This window comes from Massilia sp. FBCC-B171 (assembly GCF_059134155.1).
In genome coordinates, this window is the sequence record NZ_CP101443.1 from 5,276,030 (window position 1) to 5,294,107 (window position 18,078).

The 18,078-nt window shown below is 57.0% G+C and carries 14 protein-coding genes; 7 read left to right on the forward strand and 7 right to left on the reverse strand.

Features of this window, described 5'->3' with window-relative positions; genetic code table 11:
• Positions 1-13 precede the first annotated feature (13 nt).
• The 3 genes from gyrB to NMB41_RS23870 all read left to right on the forward strand — a co-directional run bounded on the left by gyrB (position 14) and on the right by NMB41_RS23870 (position 6,100).
• The gene (gene gyrB, locus NMB41_RS23860) at positions 14-2,515 is read left to right on the forward strand and encodes a DNA topoisomerase (ATP-hydrolyzing) subunit B (protein WP_494380212.1); all 2,502 of its coding nucleotides are present in this window, start codon (positions 14-16) and stop codon (positions 2,513-2,515) included.
• A gap of 256 nt (positions 2,516-2,771) precedes the next feature.
• Positions 2,772-4,496, forward strand: coding sequence for an ATP-dependent nuclease (locus NMB41_RS23865; RefSeq protein ID WP_494380213.1), 1,725 nt, complete (start codon positions 2,772-2,774; stop codon positions 4,494-4,496).
• The gene (locus NMB41_RS23870; protein ID WP_494380214.1) at positions 4,493-6,100 is read left to right on the forward strand and encodes a UvrD-helicase domain-containing protein; all 1,608 of its coding nucleotides are present in this window, start codon (positions 4,493-4,495) and stop codon (positions 6,098-6,100) included. The genes NMB41_RS23865 and NMB41_RS23870 overlap by 4 nt, the downstream gene beginning before the upstream one ends.
• Before the next feature lie 106 nt (positions 6,101-6,206).
• On the opposite strand, the gene NMB41_RS23875 is transcribed toward NMB41_RS23870, so the two are convergent.
• Entirely contained in the window at positions 6,207-7,502 is a 1,296-nt protein-coding gene (locus tag NMB41_RS23875) for an MFS transporter (protein ID WP_494380215.1), read from the reverse strand.
• Positions 7,503-7,846: 344 nt separating this feature from the next.
• Between NMB41_RS23875 and NMB41_RS23880 the strand changes: the two genes are divergently transcribed.
• A complete protein-coding gene (locus NMB41_RS23880) occupies positions 7,847-8,224 on the forward strand; it encodes a very short patch repair endonuclease (RefSeq protein ID WP_494380216.1) in 378 nt (125 codons plus the stop codon).
• 64 nt (positions 8,225-8,288) lie between these two features.
• Here the strand turns inward: NMB41_RS23880 and NMB41_RS23885 are convergent, their stop codons facing one another.
• The 3 genes from NMB41_RS23885 to NMB41_RS23895 all read right to left on the reverse strand — a co-directional run bounded on the left by NMB41_RS23885 (position 8,289) and on the right by NMB41_RS23895 (position 12,303).
• Positions 8,289-9,086, reverse strand: a complete 798-nt coding sequence (locus NMB41_RS23885; protein ID WP_494380217.1) for a hypothetical protein — start codon at positions 9,084-9,086, stop codon at positions 8,289-8,291.
• 83 nt (positions 9,087-9,169) lie between these two features.
• A complete protein-coding gene (locus NMB41_RS23890; protein WP_494380218.1) occupies positions 9,170-10,444 on the reverse strand; it encodes a DNA cytosine methyltransferase in 1,275 nt (424 codons plus the stop codon).
• Between the two features lie 698 nt (positions 10,445-11,142).
• Positions 11,143-12,303 (reverse strand): acyltransferase family protein, encoded by a 1,161-nt coding sequence (locus NMB41_RS23895; RefSeq protein ID WP_494380219.1) that lies wholly within the window; start codon positions 12,301-12,303, stop codon positions 11,143-11,145.
• Positions 12,304-12,584: 281 nt separating this feature from the next.
• On the opposite strand from NMB41_RS23895, the gene NMB41_RS23900 reads away from it, so the two are divergent.
• On the forward strand, positions 12,585-14,303 hold the full coding sequence (locus NMB41_RS23900; RefSeq protein WP_494380220.1) for a diguanylate cyclase: 1,719 nt from the start codon (positions 12,585-12,587) through the stop codon (positions 14,301-14,303).
• A 7-nt stretch (positions 14,304-14,310) separates the two neighbouring features.
• Here the strand turns inward: NMB41_RS23900 and NMB41_RS23905 are convergent, their stop codons facing one another.
• The 3 genes from NMB41_RS23905 to NMB41_RS23915 form a co-directional block, all read right to left on the reverse strand.
• On the reverse strand, positions 14,311-14,637 hold the full coding sequence (locus tag NMB41_RS23905) for a hypothetical protein (protein ID WP_494380221.1): 327 nt from the start codon (positions 14,635-14,637) through the stop codon (positions 14,311-14,313).
• The gene (locus NMB41_RS23910) at positions 14,634-14,828 is read right to left on the reverse strand and encodes a hypothetical protein (RefSeq protein ID WP_494380222.1); all 195 of its coding nucleotides are present in this window, start codon (positions 14,826-14,828) and stop codon (positions 14,634-14,636) included. Before NMB41_RS23910 ends, NMB41_RS23905 begins: the two co-directional genes overlap by 4 nt.
• A 79-nt stretch (positions 14,829-14,907) precedes the next feature.
• Positions 14,908-16,536: an ATP-binding domain-containing protein gene (locus NMB41_RS23915; protein ID WP_494380223.1), complete on the reverse strand. Its 1,629-nt coding sequence runs from the start codon at positions 16,534-16,536 to the stop codon at positions 14,908-14,910.
• A gap of 142 nt (positions 16,537-16,678) precedes the next feature.
• Here NMB41_RS23915 and NMB41_RS23920 point away from each other — a divergent pair, with 142 nt between their 5' ends.
• Both NMB41_RS23920 and NMB41_RS23925 read left to right on the forward strand, forming a co-directional pair.
• On the forward strand, positions 16,679-17,146 hold the full coding sequence (locus tag NMB41_RS23920; RefSeq protein WP_494380224.1) for an Rrf2 family transcriptional regulator: 468 nt from the start codon (positions 16,679-16,681) through the stop codon (positions 17,144-17,146).
• On the forward strand, positions 17,118-18,035 hold the full coding sequence (locus NMB41_RS23925; protein ID WP_494380225.1) for an NAD(P)/FAD-dependent oxidoreductase: 918 nt from the start codon (positions 17,118-17,120) through the stop codon (positions 18,033-18,035). Before NMB41_RS23920 ends, NMB41_RS23925 begins: the two co-directional genes overlap by 29 nt.
• The last annotated feature ends 43 nt before the right edge of the window (positions 18,036-18,078 follow it).

Here is an 18,078-nt window from a genome sequence, read left to right on the forward strand (position 1 = left end):
GAGAAAGCAGTCCATGTCCGATACCACCAATGAAATGCCCCAATCGCCGATGATGTCGGACGATTACGGCGCCGCCTCGATTCAAATTCTGGAAGGCTTGGAAGCGGTGCGCAAGCGGCCGGGCATGTACATTGGCGATACCTCGGACGGCACCGGCCTGCACCACCTCGTCTTCGAAGTGCTGGATAACTCGATCGACGAATCGCTGGCCGGCTATTGCACCGAAATCCATGTCACGATCCACGCCGACAATTCGATTTCGATCGCCGACAACGGCCGCGGCATTCCGACCGGCGTCAAGATGGACGACAAGCACGAGCCAAAGCGCTCGGCCACCGAAATCGCCCTGACCGAACTGCACGCCGGCGGCAAGTTCAACCAGAACTCCTATAAAGTGTCGGGCGGCCTGCATGGCGTGGGCGTGTCCTGCGTGAATGCACTGTCCAAACTGCTGCGCGTGACCGTGCGCCAGAAGGGCAAGATTCACCAGATGGAATTCGTGCGCGGCGTTCCCCAGGACCGCCTGATCGAAATCGTCGACGGCTTCGAAGTCTCCCCGATGAAGGTCATCGGCGACACCGACAAGCGCGGCACCGAAGTCCATTTCTGGGCCGACGAGGAAATCTTCACCCACGTCGAATTCCACTACGAGATCCTCTCGAAGCGCATCCGCGAACTGTCCTTCCTGAACAACGGCGTCAACATCCGCCTCTCCGACCACCGCAACGGCAAGGAAGAAATCTTCGCGTTCGAAGGCGGCACCCGCGGCTTCGTCGAATACATCAACAAGACCAAGACCGTCCTGCACCCGACCGTGTTCCAGGCCACGGGCGACCGCCTGTCGGACCAGAACACGAATATCTCGGTGGACGTGTCGATGCAGTGGAACGACGCCTACAACGAGCAGGTGCTGTGCTTCACGAACAACATCCCGCAGCGCGACGGCGGCACCCACCTGACGGGCCTGCGTGCGGCAATGACGCGCGTGATCAACAAATACATCGACGAGCACGATTTCGCCAAGAAGGCGAAAGTCGAAATCTCGGGCGACGACATGCGCGAGGGTCTTACCTGCGTGCTGTCGGTCAAAGTGCCTGAGCCGAAATTCTCGTCGCAGACCAAAGACAAGCTGGTGTCGTCGGAAGTGCGCGGCCCGGTCGAGGAAATCGTCGCCAAGACGCTGACCGACTTCCTGAACGAAAAGCCGAACGACGCGAAAATCATCTGCGGCAAGATCGTGGAAGCCGCGCGCGCCCGTGAAGCCGCACGTAAAGCGCGCGACCTGACGCGCCGCAAGGGCATCATGGACGGCCTGGGCCTGTCCTCGAAACTGGCCGACTGCCAGGAACGCGACCCGGCGCTGGCCGAACTGTACATCGTCGAGGGTGACTCGGCAGGCGGTTCCGCCAAGCAGGGCCGCGACCGCAAGTTCCAGGCCATTTTGCCGCTGCGCGGCAAGGTGCTGAACGTGGAAAAGGCGCGTTTTGAAAAGATGCTGTCGTCGGAGCAGATCACGACCCTGATCGCCACCCTCGGCACCTCGATCGGCCCGGACGAATTCAACGTCGACAAGCTGCGCTACCACCGCATCATCATCATGACCGATGCGGACGTCGACGGCGCCCACATCCGCACCCTGCTGCTGACGCTGTTCTATCGCCAGATGCCGCAGCTGGTCGAGCGCGGCCACATCTACATCGCCCAGCCGCCGCTGTACAAGGTGAAAGCCGGCCGCGACGAGCGTTATTTGAAAGACGACGTCGAAGAAGCGAGCTACATGATGATGGTGGCGCTCAATGGCGCCTCCCTGATTCCGCGCGAAGGCGCCGAGCCGATCGTCGGCGACGCCCTGGCCGAGCTGGTGCGCCAGTACAACCTGGCCAACGCCATCATGATGCGTTTGACCCGCGTGATCGACCGCGCCGCGCTGACCGCGATCATGAGCGGCACGACGCTCGACATGGCAACGCTGGACGCGGCCGAAGCCTCGGCCAAGGCGATGGAAGCCGCGATCGGCGACCCGGCCGTGCGCGTGGTGGTGCGTTCCGACGACCTCAGCGAAAAGCATTCGCTGCGTATCGAGCGCATGCGCCACGGTAACGTGTACGTGACCTCGATCGACGCCGACTTCGTGCTCAGCAACGACTACGCCGTGCTGGCCAACGCCGCAGCCACCTTCCAGGGCCTGATGGGCGAAGGCGCCATCATGCGCCGCGGCGAAGGCGAGAAGATGAAGGAATTCGCCGTGCGCGAATTCCACGAAGCGATGATCTGGCTGCGCGAAGAAGCCGAGCGCGGCGTGTCGAAGCAGCGTTACAAGGGTCTGGGCGAGATGAATCCGGAGCAGCTGTGGGAAACCACGATGGACCCGAAAGTGCGCCGCCTGCTGCGCGTGCAGATCGAAGACGCGATTGCCGCGGACCAGATCTTCACCACGCTGATGGGCGACGACGTCGAGCCGCGCAGGAACTTTATTGAGTCGAATGCGCTGCAGGCGGGGAATATTGACGTTTGATCAGATTCCAACGTAAATAGCTAATTTTTTTACAAAAATACTAGCGGCCGTTTAGACGGCCGCTTTTTCATGGCAGTTAACTTTGTGCTGTTCGCGCAGCACTGCCAAATGACTAAAATTAATAACCCAGATTGGGTAAAAATTATTCATTATTAGCAAAAGAAAAATCTCCCAGCTTGCTCCTCAGTTGGCATCACGCTCTCGTGATGGTAACATTGCCTCCTCCGATCCAAACCGCAAATAGAAGAGGCCAGCTTTGCGCATTAAAAAAGTTAACGTTGCAGGTTTCCGAAATTTCGCTAATTCAGAAATCAATTTTGCGGAAAAGTCCCTTATCATAGGCTCGAACGATATCGGGAAAACAAACCTCATTGCGGGACTACGTAAACTTCTTGATCGTGGATTATCGGAACTTGACATCGAGCCGACCGAATCTGACTTCCACATCAACGAGAGCGGTGATATTGCTGCGGAATTCTCTATTACGATCCATTTCTCCGAAATTTCAGAAGATTCTGTCTTAGCGACGTTCCCGGGAAAGATAACGGCGGGCGGAGAAATGCTACTTGCGCTCAAAGCAGTGCGCAAAGACCTTACATATAAGGTATTGGCCGGCCGCAATGATACCCATTTAGAGGAACTTCCTTCTCGTTTCTATCTGAGACATTTATGCATGAAGGTGGTTGACTCTCGTCGCGACCTGACAAAGTTCATTCAATCTGAGAAAAAGTATCTTCTTAAGATTGCACAAGAGCTCCGGACAACTGTCGAGGCAGCTGCTGACGAAACGACAATGCAGAGCTTGTCGTCGAAGCTTGACGAAGTCAACGCATTAGTTAGCCAACTTCATTATGTCGCAAAAGCCACAAACGAAGTAAACACCGAACTTAAATCGTTGGCTCACCATAACGTCAATTATGCTGTAAGCCTAAACAGCACAGCCATCGATGTTACGCAATTTGTCGAAAAGCTGGAGCTATCGGGCACAACCAACGGCTCCACCGTTAGCTTGGGTGGCGATGGGCGAAACAACCAAATTTTGCTGGCTCTCTGGAAAGCCAAGGCTACCAGAGAATTCGATCAAGAGAATGAGGTAGTGATTTACTGTGTAGAAGAACCAGAAGCGCATCTTCATCCTCACCAGCAAAGGAAATTGGCAACGTATCTAACGTCTACGTTAAAAGGTCAAACGATCGTTTCTACGCACTCTCCCCAGATCGTTTCAGGTTACTCGCCAGATTCAATTATCCGATTAAAGCGCACTCTGCAGTCCACTGTAGCTGCCTCAGGCGGCGCATCAGATTGCATAAGCGACGCTTGGGATAACATGGGCTACCGGATGAGCATTCTTCCAGCAGAAGCATTTTTCGCGAGTGCCGTGCTACTCGTCGAGGGCCCGTCTGAACTACTTTTCTATCGGGAATTGGCTAGACAGCTAGCCATCGACTTAGACTATTACAATGTCTCGATACTATCTGTGGATGGTGTTTCGTTCGAAGTTTACGCGACCATTTTGAAAGCAATGGAAATCCCCTTTGTAGTTCGGACGGATAACGACATTTCAGATATCGCGACCGGTGGGAAAAAATCTCCGGAAACAAAGCGGCAATTAGCCGGGCTTAATCGATGCCTGAGTTTGATCGGAAAAAAGCCATTGCCACACCGTAGCGCTCCCTATACTCAAACGGAATGCCTAGCTGACGGGACACGAGCCTCAGTAACTAAATTGATTGAACCAAATGGCGTTTTTATCGCTCGGATTGACCTTGAAAACGATCTGGCGCATGAACTCGAAGCGCAATTTGTAGATTTTAAAGGTTCTGTCTCAGCAACCATAAAATATCTTCAAGGAAGTAAAGCGTTACGTATGCGCGAATTTTTGGCAAAATATTATAAAGATCTCCCTATATTGAAATCAGGCGAGCTTATTCGACCTTTAAATTGCAGTGTCGATTTTGCAAAAGCCGAGGTTGTTGCATGAGTACGTTCAATCCCACCATGGAACAGAAAAATGCAATTGAAAATGACGTTTCCATGGTAATTACAGCATGTCCTGGCAGCGGCAAGACAGCAGTTGTAAGTGCGAAGGTAAGGCGCATTCTACCAAGCCTTCCCGAGTATAAGGGTGTCATCGCAATTTCGTACACGAACAAGGCGAGCGCAGAACTGAAAAAGCGCTGCACGCAAGACGCCAACGACGTTAAACGATCATTTTTCGGGACGATTGATAAATTCTGCATTTCCGAAATTATCATTCCATTTTTACCACATTACTTCGACGGCACCCCAATAGCTGTTGATGTAATAAGGCGGTCATTACTTAGCTCTGCTGAAGGTGCGATATATGATAATGGATCAGGTGACAAGGACGCTTTTGTCGCCAATACTATTGCACTTTATAAAAGCGGGAAATTGGTCCTGGAATCAGTGGGCGATATCGCGTATGAAATCGTGTCCTCCTCGACGGCGTGCCGTGCCTACCTACGTGCTCGCTACTCTCACGTTTACATTGACGAGTACCAAGATTCCGGCGCTGCTCAACACTTGCTATTTCTAGCACTTAAAGATCTGGGACTTATAGCAACGGCAGTGGGCGATGCTAGACAGTCAATTTATGCATTCGCACAAAGAGATCCGAAGTTCTTACGTGAATTGTGTGAGCCGGGTAGCGGCTTTACGCATAAGGAGTTGACGCAAAATCATCGATCACATTCGTCGATTATCAACTATGCGAACAGGCTTCTGGATAAAAATGCGGAGCTGCTATCTTCCGAAAAACTGCAGGTATATCGTAAAACCGTCTCTGGTGACCCTGCGGCGATTGCAGAATGGCTTGACAAAAATATAGAAAAGATAAGTAGCGTTTTCAAAGTATCAGACTTACGTGACATCGGCATACTAACGAAGACATACGCAACGGCATCGGCTATTCAGGAAAACCTAGAAACGCCGTCAAAAATACCGGTAGACTCATTGCTAGACAACTCGCCGGTGCGTGCCGCAGCTCAAATCGCCTCAATCCTGCGGATGCGTTTCGACAAGTCGTCGACGGTTCAAGGGCTGCTCGACGAAATTTCCTTCCAAGGGGACAGAGCGAACAAAACCCTGCTTCGCCATTATCTAAAGCAATGCAAGGTCGGGCCGGCCAAGTCGCTCACAGCAGCTGTGGCGGGGGCAATGAATATTATTCATGGAAGTCCTCTGACTTCGGACGCACTAACAGAGCTAGCTGCAGTCCTCAACGACCAGAAGCAAATAGAAGCCCTTTCACCGCCAACCAACGACGAATTGCAACTGATGACTCTTCATAAATCCAAGGGTTTAGAGTTCGATGTCGTTATTCACCTTGATCTGTATGACTGGGTACTCCCGAAGCGTACTTTCGTCCAAGGGAACTACGACGAACACTTCGAAAATTGGGAGCAATGTCTGAACCTCCATTATGTCGGTGTAACGCGTGCGAGGAAAGCATGTGTTCTCGTCACGTCAACGGAAAGAATCAACTCAAACGGCGAGACTAAGCAGGGCCGGCCGTCGCAATTTCTTGCTCTGCCGGGTCTCGACGGGTTATATAAGGTATTGTAAAAGTCGCCGAGCATGAAGTGGGCGCACGTAGGCGGTACATTGAAAGGCGGTCGATACACACCACGCGGCTGCACCAAGCCCGTGTTATTTTCCTGTCCTAGGGAATTTATAAAGCTTGCTCTTTCTCTGGGATCGCCCGAACAACTAAGAACTGATACGCCATTGCCCCGCAGAAGGCAATGCCGGCGCCCGTGAGCAAGGCCGGCACGAAAGACCAGGTCTGCGCAATAAAACCGGTGAGAATGGGCGCGAGCGCGCCGCCGATAAAGCCGCCGAAGTTCTGGATCGCGCCCAACGAGGCAATCCGGCTGCGCGGCGCCACCACGGTCACGAGCGACCAGGAGCAGGCCGAGGCCGCATTGGCAAGGAAGATCACGATCGAAATGCAGGCAATGGCAACCGTATTGCTCTCGACCAGCGCTGCCGGAATCGTGAACGCCACCATGCCCAGCATGGCCACCACGACCGCGCGGCGCCGGCCGGACAGGGGCGACGCCGAACTGCGGGCCACGCGGTCCGAGGCCCAGCCCGCGATCAGGGCACCGGCGAAGCCGCAGGCGAAGGGAACCGAAGCTGCCAGCCCGGCGTAGGCTACGTCCATGTGGCGCTCGGTGCGCAGATAGCCCGGCAGCCAGGTCAGATACACCCAGTTCAAATAGACCGAGCCCGAAAAGCCAAACAGCATGCCCCAGGTGGCGCGGTGCCGGAACAGCGCGCGCCAGGAGGCGAAACTCGTTGCCGGCGCCGCCTCGGCGCTCTGCCCCGCGTCGAGATAGGCGATCTCGTCCGCCGACATCTGGCTGCGCACCGGATCGCGGTACAAGGCAACCCAGATCACCGCCGCCACCAAGCCCATGCCGCCGGTTACGAAGAAGGCCCAGTGCCAGCTGGTGGCGGCGATCAGCGGCGACAGGAGCAGGGGCGCGAGCGCGACACCCAGCGGCGAGGCCGAGTTGTAGACACCGGTTGGCGTACCGCGCGCCCGCAATGGAAACCAATTACTGACGACCCGCGCCGCTGCCGGGAACTGCGGTGCCTCGCCGATCCCGAGCAAGATCCGCGCGACCACGAACCAGCCGAAGGTCGAAACCAGCCCGCCCGCAGCCTGTGCCAGCGACCACACGACCAGCCCCATGCCGAGCAGCCAGCGCGGACCGATCTTGTCGACCAGCGCGCCGACGGGGAGCTGGCAGAGTGCGTAGCTCCAGGAGAAGGCCGATAGCAGGAGGCCCATCTGGCCGAGCGACAGGCCGAGGTCGGCGCGGATGAATTCGTTGGCGACGGCCAGGGTGGCGCGGTCAAGGTAGTTGATGACGCCGGTGAGGACCAATAGCACGAGGGCCAGGGTTTGACGGCGGCGGATGCGGGGAGGGATAGTTTCGTAGTCGGAGGTAGCGTTCATGGCGAGATGCTACCAAAGGAACGTTGTAGGGTCGAAAGAAATTCTAGGTCTAGGTCAATTTCCCATAAGCAATATGATCCAGCTACTTGGAGCAGTTGAACATTGCGTCGACGCTGTTAATAAAGGTCTAGGTAAGCTGCTCCAAAGCGGCGATACGAAGGATATCGACTAGGAAGTGTTCCGCAGCATCCGGATTGAAGAATTTCATATATGTGCGACCTCGTACAGACGCGCCACATGTCCTAATCCATCCTCCTATCACCATACATACCGATAATCATTTTCCCCGCCGCACTGTTTCAAATCAAATGGATCGCTTAAATTCAGAACGTCGTAGCGACTTAATGCGTAAGGTTAAACGTCAAGATACGGGACCAGAGAAAACTGTTCGGTCTTTACTTCATCGTTTAGGTTACCGCTTCCGACTACATCGAAAAGATCTTCCCGGAACGCCAGACATCGTACTACCCTCGAGGCATTTGGCTATTTTTGTGCATGGATGTTTTTGGCATGGGCACGGCTGTCCTATTGGTCGCCTCCCAAAGTCTCGCCTTGATTACTGGATGCCAAAAATACAGGGAAATAAAGATCGAGATAGCCGGAGGGAAGTTGAACTCACGGATCTAGGTTGGAAAGTGGAAAATATTTGGCAATGCGAGCTTAAAGACATGAATGCATTAGAAGAAAAACTTAAAAAAATTCTTTCTTCACCACCAATATAAGAACCTTTAGTCGCATCAACCTAATTTTCCTCCAAAGTGTAAGAACGCCATTTCACTCGAGTTATTACTCTTCCGTGGCAGCGTACATCTTCAAATCATCCGCGCTGATGGAGGAGGCTGACACCAATTGATAGTGCTTTTCATCGACAACTTTTACCCCGCCATCCTGAACCACAAATTCAAACATCGCGATTTTACCTCCCGCCATAAACTGCGCCGAAACAGCCCGGCACATTAATTCAGGAAATTTTTGTCTGCAACAAAGTATGTCCTGCTGCGTCTGAACTACAGCATGCTTATCGCTCCCGCCTTTCGCTTGGACAGGCACCACAAATTGACGACCGCTTCGGCTAATCCCGACATATATTTCATCAATCTCAATTTGTCCGACGCCAGTTACGGTAGTTCGCAAGTGATTTTGCAATGAATATGCAGTTATTCCTAAAAATATATCGATAAGCCTGTTATAACGGACTTTTGCGAGCAGGGCCTGCTCGTCGCTCAATGCATAAGCGGCGATAATCTCCGGCGTAGAATCAGGTATTTTTATTGTAACGAGATTTTCCCTCGGCACAATACGGTTCAGCTGAACCTGTTTAAATCGATATCGCGCATGACCTGCGCCTTCAATAATCCACTCATGTCCGTTTAACGCAGATGCGGTAATTACGCTAGGAAGTTCCGTCCGGTAGCGAAAAGAATAAATCACATCACCCAAGTTCTTTGGCAACTGAATCTTTAAAATCTCAGCAGTCTCAACAACCTCATCGCGACTGAACTCGAACTCCATAATGTTTTCGGTATGGTGGTTAAAGAAGATTTCCGCGATGATTGCCTGATATCGATTTAACTTTTTTGTCATGAAATATTTAATGAAGCCCTGTGGCGACCTGATGTCAAATTAGACGCCAAGCTCATCAAGTCGCCAGATTAGAAGCATGAATACTATACCGCGAACAAATCGGGAAGAGTTAAATCATCTCGCAATGTTTGCTTCCGCGCTCGCTGTGCAATGACGTTCTTGGCAACTGAAAAATAAGCAGCTGCCTGGCCCATGTTCATACAGAGCAAGCTCGGGTCCCCAGGCTCAATTGGTATTTGCGGTTTTACAGGATTTATTCCGAGTGCACGCATGACGTATGAAGCAACTTCTCTTCCAAGCAGAGGTGGAACACTGTTGCCGATTTGTCGAAATCCATGCCACTTTGTTGCATGGAGTCTAAACCAGTCGGGATAAGAATGCAGTCGTGCTGCTTCACGCACTGTTAGAACACGCGCGTAGAAAGGATGAATTGGACGCGGCGATGTGTGAGCGCCGCGTGCACTATCAGTACCAGCGCGGAGCGTATTGCAAACTCCTGCGGGATCTAGCCGAAGAAAACGGCTAATTGGCTCTGTTTTCCCTGGCGGAGTATCAGCAAAACGGTTCTTCGATTTTTCCGTATGCTCAGTTACAAGGCTACACGTCAACAAATTATAGTTGAAATACCTCTTATGGCTATAGTCCTTTGGATCATCCAATAAACCACGTAATCGCTGAGCATATTGAGATTTAGTTTCCCATTGCACCTCAACGCAGTCGAGCTTTTTCAATACGTCGAAGTCATCGGCATTTGGCAAATCCGCAATTGCGTCACTGACAGAGACAGAGGCATTCTGCGGAGGCTCGCCATACTCAGGAAGTTTCTGGTCGCTACGTGCTGCCATCAGAAAAAGACGTTCCCGTGCCTGAGGGACGCCAAATTTAGCGGCATTTAGTACCTTGTATGGCAACGATACACGGTAGCCAGCATGACCTAACGCTTCTATGAGTTCACTTAAGAACTGCGCGTGCTTACCGAGAGTAAGCCCTTTTACGTTCTCAAAAACACAATACTTTGGCTGAAGTTCTTTCACTAGACGTACATAGTGAAACACCAACTGATTTCGTTGATCGTCAAAAGCACGTTTTCCGATCATTGAGAAACCTTGACATGGCGCGCCACCGAAAACCACGTCAATTTCCTTATTATCCAAACTAGCTAATGATCGAATTTCTTTACCAGTAAGATCAACAACACTCGCACATATGGTTTTTGAGTTCGGAAAATTATACTCATGTGTCGCGCAATGAATTGGATCGATTTCGACCGCAGCCGCAATATCGAAGCCAGCCTGCTCAAACCCTAACGATAGCCCACCTGCTCCTGCGAAAAGGTCTATTCCGACGGGACGTGTCATATTATTTCTCCGAAAAACTAATTCATCAGCTCCCCCGCGTTTAAGCGTAGCCAACAAAGCAGATTTAAATCTTCTAAGCGATGGTGACCCTGGAAGTGGGAGTACGTAAGCGAAAGTACTGTATATGCATCCAGTATACTGTCCTTTTGCGCGCCCGACCAGGTCTGCTGTCTGCTGCTTGACTCATCACAAAGAGGCTAAGCAATCGGACAACAAAAACTCAACTCAAAACGATGAGGCCAGAAATTCTATCCGTAGTTGCGGTAACGATGAGATATTTCTTTTCGGAACAGCAGGCGCACAGGTCCCGTGCCCAGGTGTGTTGTAGGGGAGACACATCGAGGAAGCACAGCGAACCACAAGTGACAAATAAACAATAGTCACGTTTTGCTGTGCTGGGTGAACGCTCGGGCGCAGGATGAAAAATGACCACGTCAGGTAGGCCCAAGCCCATGCCGGCACGGCCAGCAGTTCACGTATGGTAACGACAATGCTCCCGTAACCCGTGTCTGGGTTGGTCTCCCATTGCCCTATCTCGAAAGACCGCATGCTATGTCGTTCGCCAAGAGGTTTAGCCTAGTCGTTGCAGCCACCTGATATGAACATATGCATGGCCAATGCCCAGCTAGACTACGCGAATCTTCATTCGCGATGTCAGGCATGTTGTCTTGTCAAAATACTGTGTCATCCTGCGCCCTTCACGCTTGTGATACACATTTAACTGAGGCCTTCTCGGTCATCGCATAGGCCTGGGGTGAACCTGCTGCATGAACACTAACCGCTTGGAATGTAAAGAAGAATGTCACGCGGCCGAGTGGTTTTTCGACCCAATGGAAGAAAACTGCGCCACATCCCACACTACCAACCCAAGCCAACAGCATGCCGAAGGCATAGAAGTGCGGCGCTATAGCTATATAGCGAATAAACAACGCAGTCACCACAAGACACACCGGAAAGTGCACAAGAAAGATGGAATACGAATTCTTCCCCAGCCAGTTCGCCACCGCCCACCCAGCCCCTGACCGCACCCTTACCCGCCCCAGCAACATCAACACGCACGCCACACTCAGCGCCACCGCAATCCGACTACGAAAGTCGAGCGTCAACGCAAGAAGCGCCGGCACCGCCATCATCAAAAACAGCAACACCACCGCCCGCGGCCGCCGCGCCGGATCCCCCGCCCACCAGGCCAGCATGCCGAGCCCATAGCTGCCAAAGAAATACGGCGCCCACACATCCCAGTCCGCATCGCGGTTGAAGTAAAACAGCGACGACACAACCACAACCATCGTGAAAACCGGCGCCAGCCAAGGCCGCTGCACGCCGCCAGACAAGCGCCCGCACAGCCACAGCAGCAGCACGGAACCCGCATACAGCTGGAAATCGATGGCGACATACCAGGCGCCTGCGGACAGGGATTCGTAGCCGAGCACGCTATGCAGCAACAGCACGTGCGCGGCCAGCTGGGGGACGCTGGGTGCGGCGGAGATCGAATCGTGCGTCATCCACATGGATGCAATATAAGACGCCCCGGCTGCGAGCAGGGTCGCGACGATGAAGGGAGGCGCTAGTTTCACGTAGCGGCGCCACACGGTGCCGAGCGGATTGCCCGGCCTGGCAAGGCCATCCGGCGCCAGCGATTTGGCGGCAAGGAAGCCGCCGATGACGAGGAAGATTTGGACGGCAATGCGCGCGTCGCCCGCGAGCCAGTCGAACAGGTCGGGCATCAATACCCGCGCGTGGTCCGCCATCGGCCCATAGAAAGCCAGGTGGTGCAGGACAATCAGCTGCGCCGCGCCCGCCTTCAACAGATTGATCAGACCGAATTGTGTTTGTGGCGCTCCCACCAGGGGAGGCATTGTGCGACTACCTGCTTGCATCGACATCCCATACCAACAACCATGCTTCCGACCCTACCGAAGCAAAATTGCCATGGATATTGCCGACCGGGCGCCATCATAGCCGAGCTTGTTTGATTGTTACCACTCTCTATACAGTTTGAAACATTTGAGGCCGTGGGGAAGCAAAAATCGGCTCTTCTTTACCTATGGTAACCTGCGCCTTTCCGATGCCCTTCCCGCCGCCGGCACTGCCGCACGCGGAATGCGGTCTATCCACGCCATTTCGCCGGCTGCATTCGATGAAATTTGAAACAAAGATCAAGGTCGCCGCCACTGCGATCATTCTCGTCATGTCGACCGTGGCTGCGCTGCCGATGCTCGTCAACCGCCAGGTGACGCTGGTGATGTCGGAATTGCGCAGCGCCTCCAGCGTCGAGCGCCTGCACCTGACGCTGCTCGACATGCTGCTCAATGCGGAGACGGCGCAGCGCGGCTTCGTCGTGACCGGCGACGAGCGTTTCCTCGATCCCTACCACTCGGCCGTGAACGGCATTCCGGCGACCCAGGAAGCACTGCGGCGCGAGATGGCCAGTTCCGAAGAGGCTGTGCGCGCCGCCGCCATCGAGCGTGCCAGCAGCGCCAAGATGCAGACCGTGGCGCGTACCATCGAACTGCGCCGCGCGCAGGGTCTGGCAGAGGCGTCGCGCTTCATTGCCGGCGGTACCGGCAAGGCGCAGATGGACCTGCTGCGCGACCTGATCGGCAAGGAGCTGGCCATCTATGCGCAGCAGCGCAACGACCTGGGCGACCAGTTGCTGGACACTTCGAACTCGGCGGCCACGGCCAGTTTGGTGGCGACGCTGACGAATATCCTGTTCCTGGGCGGCGTGCTGGTTGCGGCGTTGAGCGTGCTGCGCCAGCGCGACGCGGCCGAGCACAAGGCAAAGGCGGCGGCCCTCGAGACCCACCAGACGAACGAGCGCATCTCGCTGCAGAACGATTTATTGTTCCGCAGCGCCGAGCTGATGCACGCGCTGGAGCTGGCCGAGTCCACCGACGAATCGGCCGGCGTGATCGCCAGCTACCTGCCGCGCCTGCTGCCCAACCTGTCGGGCAGCCTGTATTTGTACAACAATTCGCGCGACATCCTCGAGCGCAAAGCCGGCTGGGGCAGCGTCGAAGGCGAGCCAATCGTCATCGAGGCGCTCGACTGCTGGGCGCTGCGGCGCGGCAGTCCGCACGCATTTACGGGCGGTGACGGCGGCCTGGCCTGCCGCCACGTGCACAATCTCGACATGGACCGCCTGTGCCTGCCGCTGGTGACGCAGGGCGACGTGATCGGCTGCCTGACCGTCACCGGTCCCGGCCTCGTGCACGGCGCCGAGGACCAGCGCGCCTGGATCGGCCAGCTGGCGGAACAGCTTGGCCTGGCCCTGAGCAATGTGAGACTACGTGTCTCACTTCGGCAGCAGTCGATCATCGATCCGCTGACCCAGCTCTACAACCGGCGCTACATGGACGAAGTGCTCAAGCGCGAACTGGCGCGCTCGAGCCGCAACGGCGCGCCCTTGTCGGTGCTGGTGCTCGACCTGGATCACTTCAAGCGCATCAACGACACTTTCGGCCACGAGGCTGGCGACGCCATCCTGCGCAAGGTGGCGCTGACGCTGCGCGAAAACATCCGCTCCGGCGACGTCGCCTGCCGCATGGGCGGCGAAGAGATGGTGGTGCTGCTGCCCGAATGCGGTGTCGAGAACGCGATCAAACGCGCCGAAACGCTGCGCCTGGCGATTGCCGCCAACGACGTGCTGCACCAGGGTAAACCGATTGGCGCCACGGCCTCGATCGGGGTGGCTTCGTATCCGGAGCATGGCAGCAGCATACAGGCGCTGGTGCACGCGGCCGACCTTGCGCTGTACGAGGCAAAGCACGGCGGCCGCAATTGCACACGGGTGGCGAAGTGCGATCCGCAGCACATGCCGGCGGCGAACGCGCAGGACGACGCGGCCGGGATCTGAAGCGGCCCTACAGAATAAAACGGTCGATGCCGACGATGGCGGATACCGCGAGCGAAGCCACCACATAGCACAGCAGGTGGTCCTTCCAGGTCAGATTGAAGCGTCGGGCGCCATGCAGCGCCAGCGCGATCAGGCCGGCCGCCACCAGCACCGGCAAGGTCCACTTGCCCAGCCCCAGGTACATGCTCAGGCGGGCCTCGTCGTTCGGATGCATCACACTCACCAGGCCCGCCACCAGGCGCATGAAGGCCGCCGCATACAGGAAGGCGAAGGCCTTGAGGGAAGCGCTGCGCTGGACGACGACATACGCAATGATGGCCTGTACGATCGTCACCAGCGGCCCGCCGCGTCGGCCAGCGCCCTTTGCCAGGCTTCGGTAGCCGACAGGTAGGGCACCCCGTTCAGGCCGAAGCGCACGTCGATGCCGAGTGCCGTGCCCATCAGCCAGTGGCCGGATTCGTGCAACAGGTTGGTGATCAGGAAAGCGAGAACGAACCACAGGTAGAACGGTGCTTTGAGTTTCATGGGGCGGCAAGTTGGACAGCGATCGGATGAGCGGCGTGCGCCCTCCAATGTACTGTACTCTTGGTAACTTTTCCAGCCCCTACATCCGGTCCAGCAGCTGCAACGAGGCCCGGTCGCTCATCACCAGCACCAGCTTCAATCGCGCGCGCGTCATCCCGACAAAGAGTTTGCGCAGCACCAGATCGGTCATGTCCTCGAAATCGATCTCGGTAAAAATCAGCGCCGGCGCCGACTGGCCCTTGAAGCGATACACCGATTCCGCCAGCAGCCCGCCTTCGCGGAACACCGGATTGCCGAACAGGTCGTAGGCACCCGTGAACGAGCGCAGCGTATGGGCGTCGCTCAGTTTGTCGAGGTTCAGGATGGCGGATTTTTCGCGTCCGCGAAACGAACAGAGTGCGATGTCGTGGCGCCCGAAGCCGGCCGCCAGGCAGGAAGTCACCGCGCGCCGGGTCTGCGCCAGCATCGCTTCAAGGTCGCCTTCCGGATAAGTCAGCTCCTCGATGTCGCCACCTTTAAAGGGGCTGCCCGCCTCCACCGGGTCGCGCGCGGCGCCGATCGATTTCAACATCTGCACGATCTGGCGCGGGCTGCGGTAGTTGGTGTCGGAGTGCAGCTTGACCCAGCCGGGCAGCGCCACCATCGGGCGGCCATATAAATTCTGGTCGGGGTCTTCCAGCCAGACCGCGCGGCCGTTCGGCTTGACCATGCCGAGCACGATGTCGCGCCAGGCGGTCGAGAAATCCTGGCCTTCGTCGACGATCAGCACGTCGTACTGCCAGGTTTCGGGCAGGCTGACCGCGGCCAGCGCCTTTTCGATGTCGTCCCAGACGTCTGGCGAGGAGTAATCGGGCGTCACGTCCTGGGCGCGCATGTAGGCGTCGCACAGCATGTGGAAGGTCGAGACGCGTCCACCCGGCGGCACCAGCTGCTCGATGTGGTCGGCCAGCGGACGGTTGAAGCAGACATATAACGGGCGCAGGCCGGCGTCGATCGCAGCCGTGTATTCGGCCAGCGCCAGCTGCGTCTTGCCGCTGCCGGCAGTACCGACCACGCGCAGGCGGAAGGGTTCGAATTCGAGCCGGCGCGCCCAGGTGGCCAGGCCCCCGGATAGGCGCGTCACCATTTTGGTGGCCGAGCCGATCATCGAACTCGGGTCGGGCCGTAAACTCAGGGTGTCGCCCAGGAAGCGCGTCACCTTGTCGAAGTCGTCGGTTTTATCGGTGATGGGCAGCGCTTCGCGGATGATTTTGCCGAGCCGCCCCTTGTTGGTGGCGTCGATGATGTGGCTTGGGTCGATGCCGGCCAGGTGCGGATCGCGCACCGTGTAGTCCGGGCAGTACAGCAGGTAGTCGATCGACAGCTCGCCGTTGTAGCGCCTGGTCAGCCCCTCGATCGTGTGCAGGATGTGGGCGCGTATTTTTCGTGGTTTGCCCTGGAAGTTCTTCAGCAGCCCGTCCGCCGTCTCGTTGAGGAAACCCGCGACCTGCTCGATCAGCAGCATGCGCCCGTTCGGGGCGAGGATGATGAAGTCGACGTCGCCGTACACCGAATACCCGTTTTCGACATTGGTCCAGTGGACGCCGTGGTAGATGCTGTAGGGCGCGTCGGAAAGGCGCTGCTCGAGCAGGGCCAGCGTTTCGATCTCGCGCGCGGCATTTCCGGTGACGGACATCTCGCGCCAGCCGGCAGGATGGATCTGGGCCATGGGTCGGGGCTTCACAAGATATAAAGGTAGCAAGATTGTAAGGCCGTTCACCCCGAATAAACGCACTATTGAACGAGGCGCCGCGCGAAAACAAATAAAGCGTTTCGTGCAGCGCGCCATATTTTGTACTATCATAAGTTACATGAGACCCGATTCCCGCCTTTCCTCCGTCCTGCACCTGCTGCTGCACATGGCCCACAGCGACCGCCCGCTTACGTCGGAGGAGCTGGCCGGCTTCCTGCACACGAATGCCGTGCTGGTGCGGCGCACGCTCGCCGGCCTGCGCGAGCGCGGCTATGTCGGCTCGGGCAAGGGCCATGGCGGCGGCTGGACCGTCACGGCCGACCTGCGCCAGCTGTCCCTGCGCGACATCTACGAGGCGGTGGGTTCCCCTACCGTCTTCGCCATGGGTAACCGGGTCGACCATCCGTCCTGCCTGGTCGAGAAAGTCGTGAACCAGTCGCTGGCGAGCGCCTTCGACGAAGCCGAGGCCCTGCTCGTCAAACGCCTGGGCGACGTCTCGCTGGCCGAACTGTCCGAACGCTTCAATGCGCAGTACGCGCAGCACCTGGGAGAACACCATGCACACCGCAGCGACACCGGCGTTTGACGCCATCATCATCGGCGGCAGCTATGCCGGCCTGTCCGCCGCCACCCAGCTGGCGCGTGCCCGGCGCCGGGTGCTGGTGATCGATGCCGGCCAGCGCCGCAACCGCTTCGCGCAGCACTCGCATGGCTTCCTGACCCAGGACGGCACGGACGCATCCGCCATTGCCGCCACCGGCCGCGCGCAACTGCTGCAGTATCCGAACGTGACCTGGGCCGAGGGCCTCGCTGCCGGCGTGCACGCGCAGGACGGGGGCTTTGCGGTGACGCTGGCCGATGGCAGCCGCTTCCACGGACGCACGTTGGTGCTGGCCACCGGCGTGACCGACGAATTGCCGCCCGTGGAAGGGCTGGCCGAACGCTGGGGGCGCAGCGTCTTTCATTGCCCTTACTGCCATGGCTACGAGCTCGATGCGGGCCAGATCGGGGTGCTGGCGGTCGGGCCGCTGTCGATGCACCACGCGCTGATGCTGCCAGACTGGGGCACGGTGACTTTCTTCCTGAACGACGCCTTTGCGCCGGATGCGGACCAGCTGGCGGCCCTGGCTGCGCGCGGCGTCAGGATCGAGCGCAGCGCGGTGGCGCGCATCGCCGGCACTGCCGACGTCGTGCTGGTGGACGGACGCGTGCTGCCGATGGCGGGCCTGTTCGTGGCGAGCACGATGCACGCGGCCAGCCCGATCGCCGGCCAGCTCGGCTGCGCAATGGAGGACGGCCCGATGGGGTCGTTCGTGCGCACCGACGCCATGAAGGCGAGCAGCGTGCCCGGCGTGTTCTGCTGCGGCGACATGGCGCGCGGCGCCGGAAATGTCGCTTTCGCGGTGGCCGATGGCGCCATGGCGGGCGTGGCGGCGCACCGCTCCCTGATCGAGGCGCTGCAGCAGGCTGCGTAACAAGGAAACGCGGGCGGTGCGCCGCTCCCTGCGCTAGAATCGG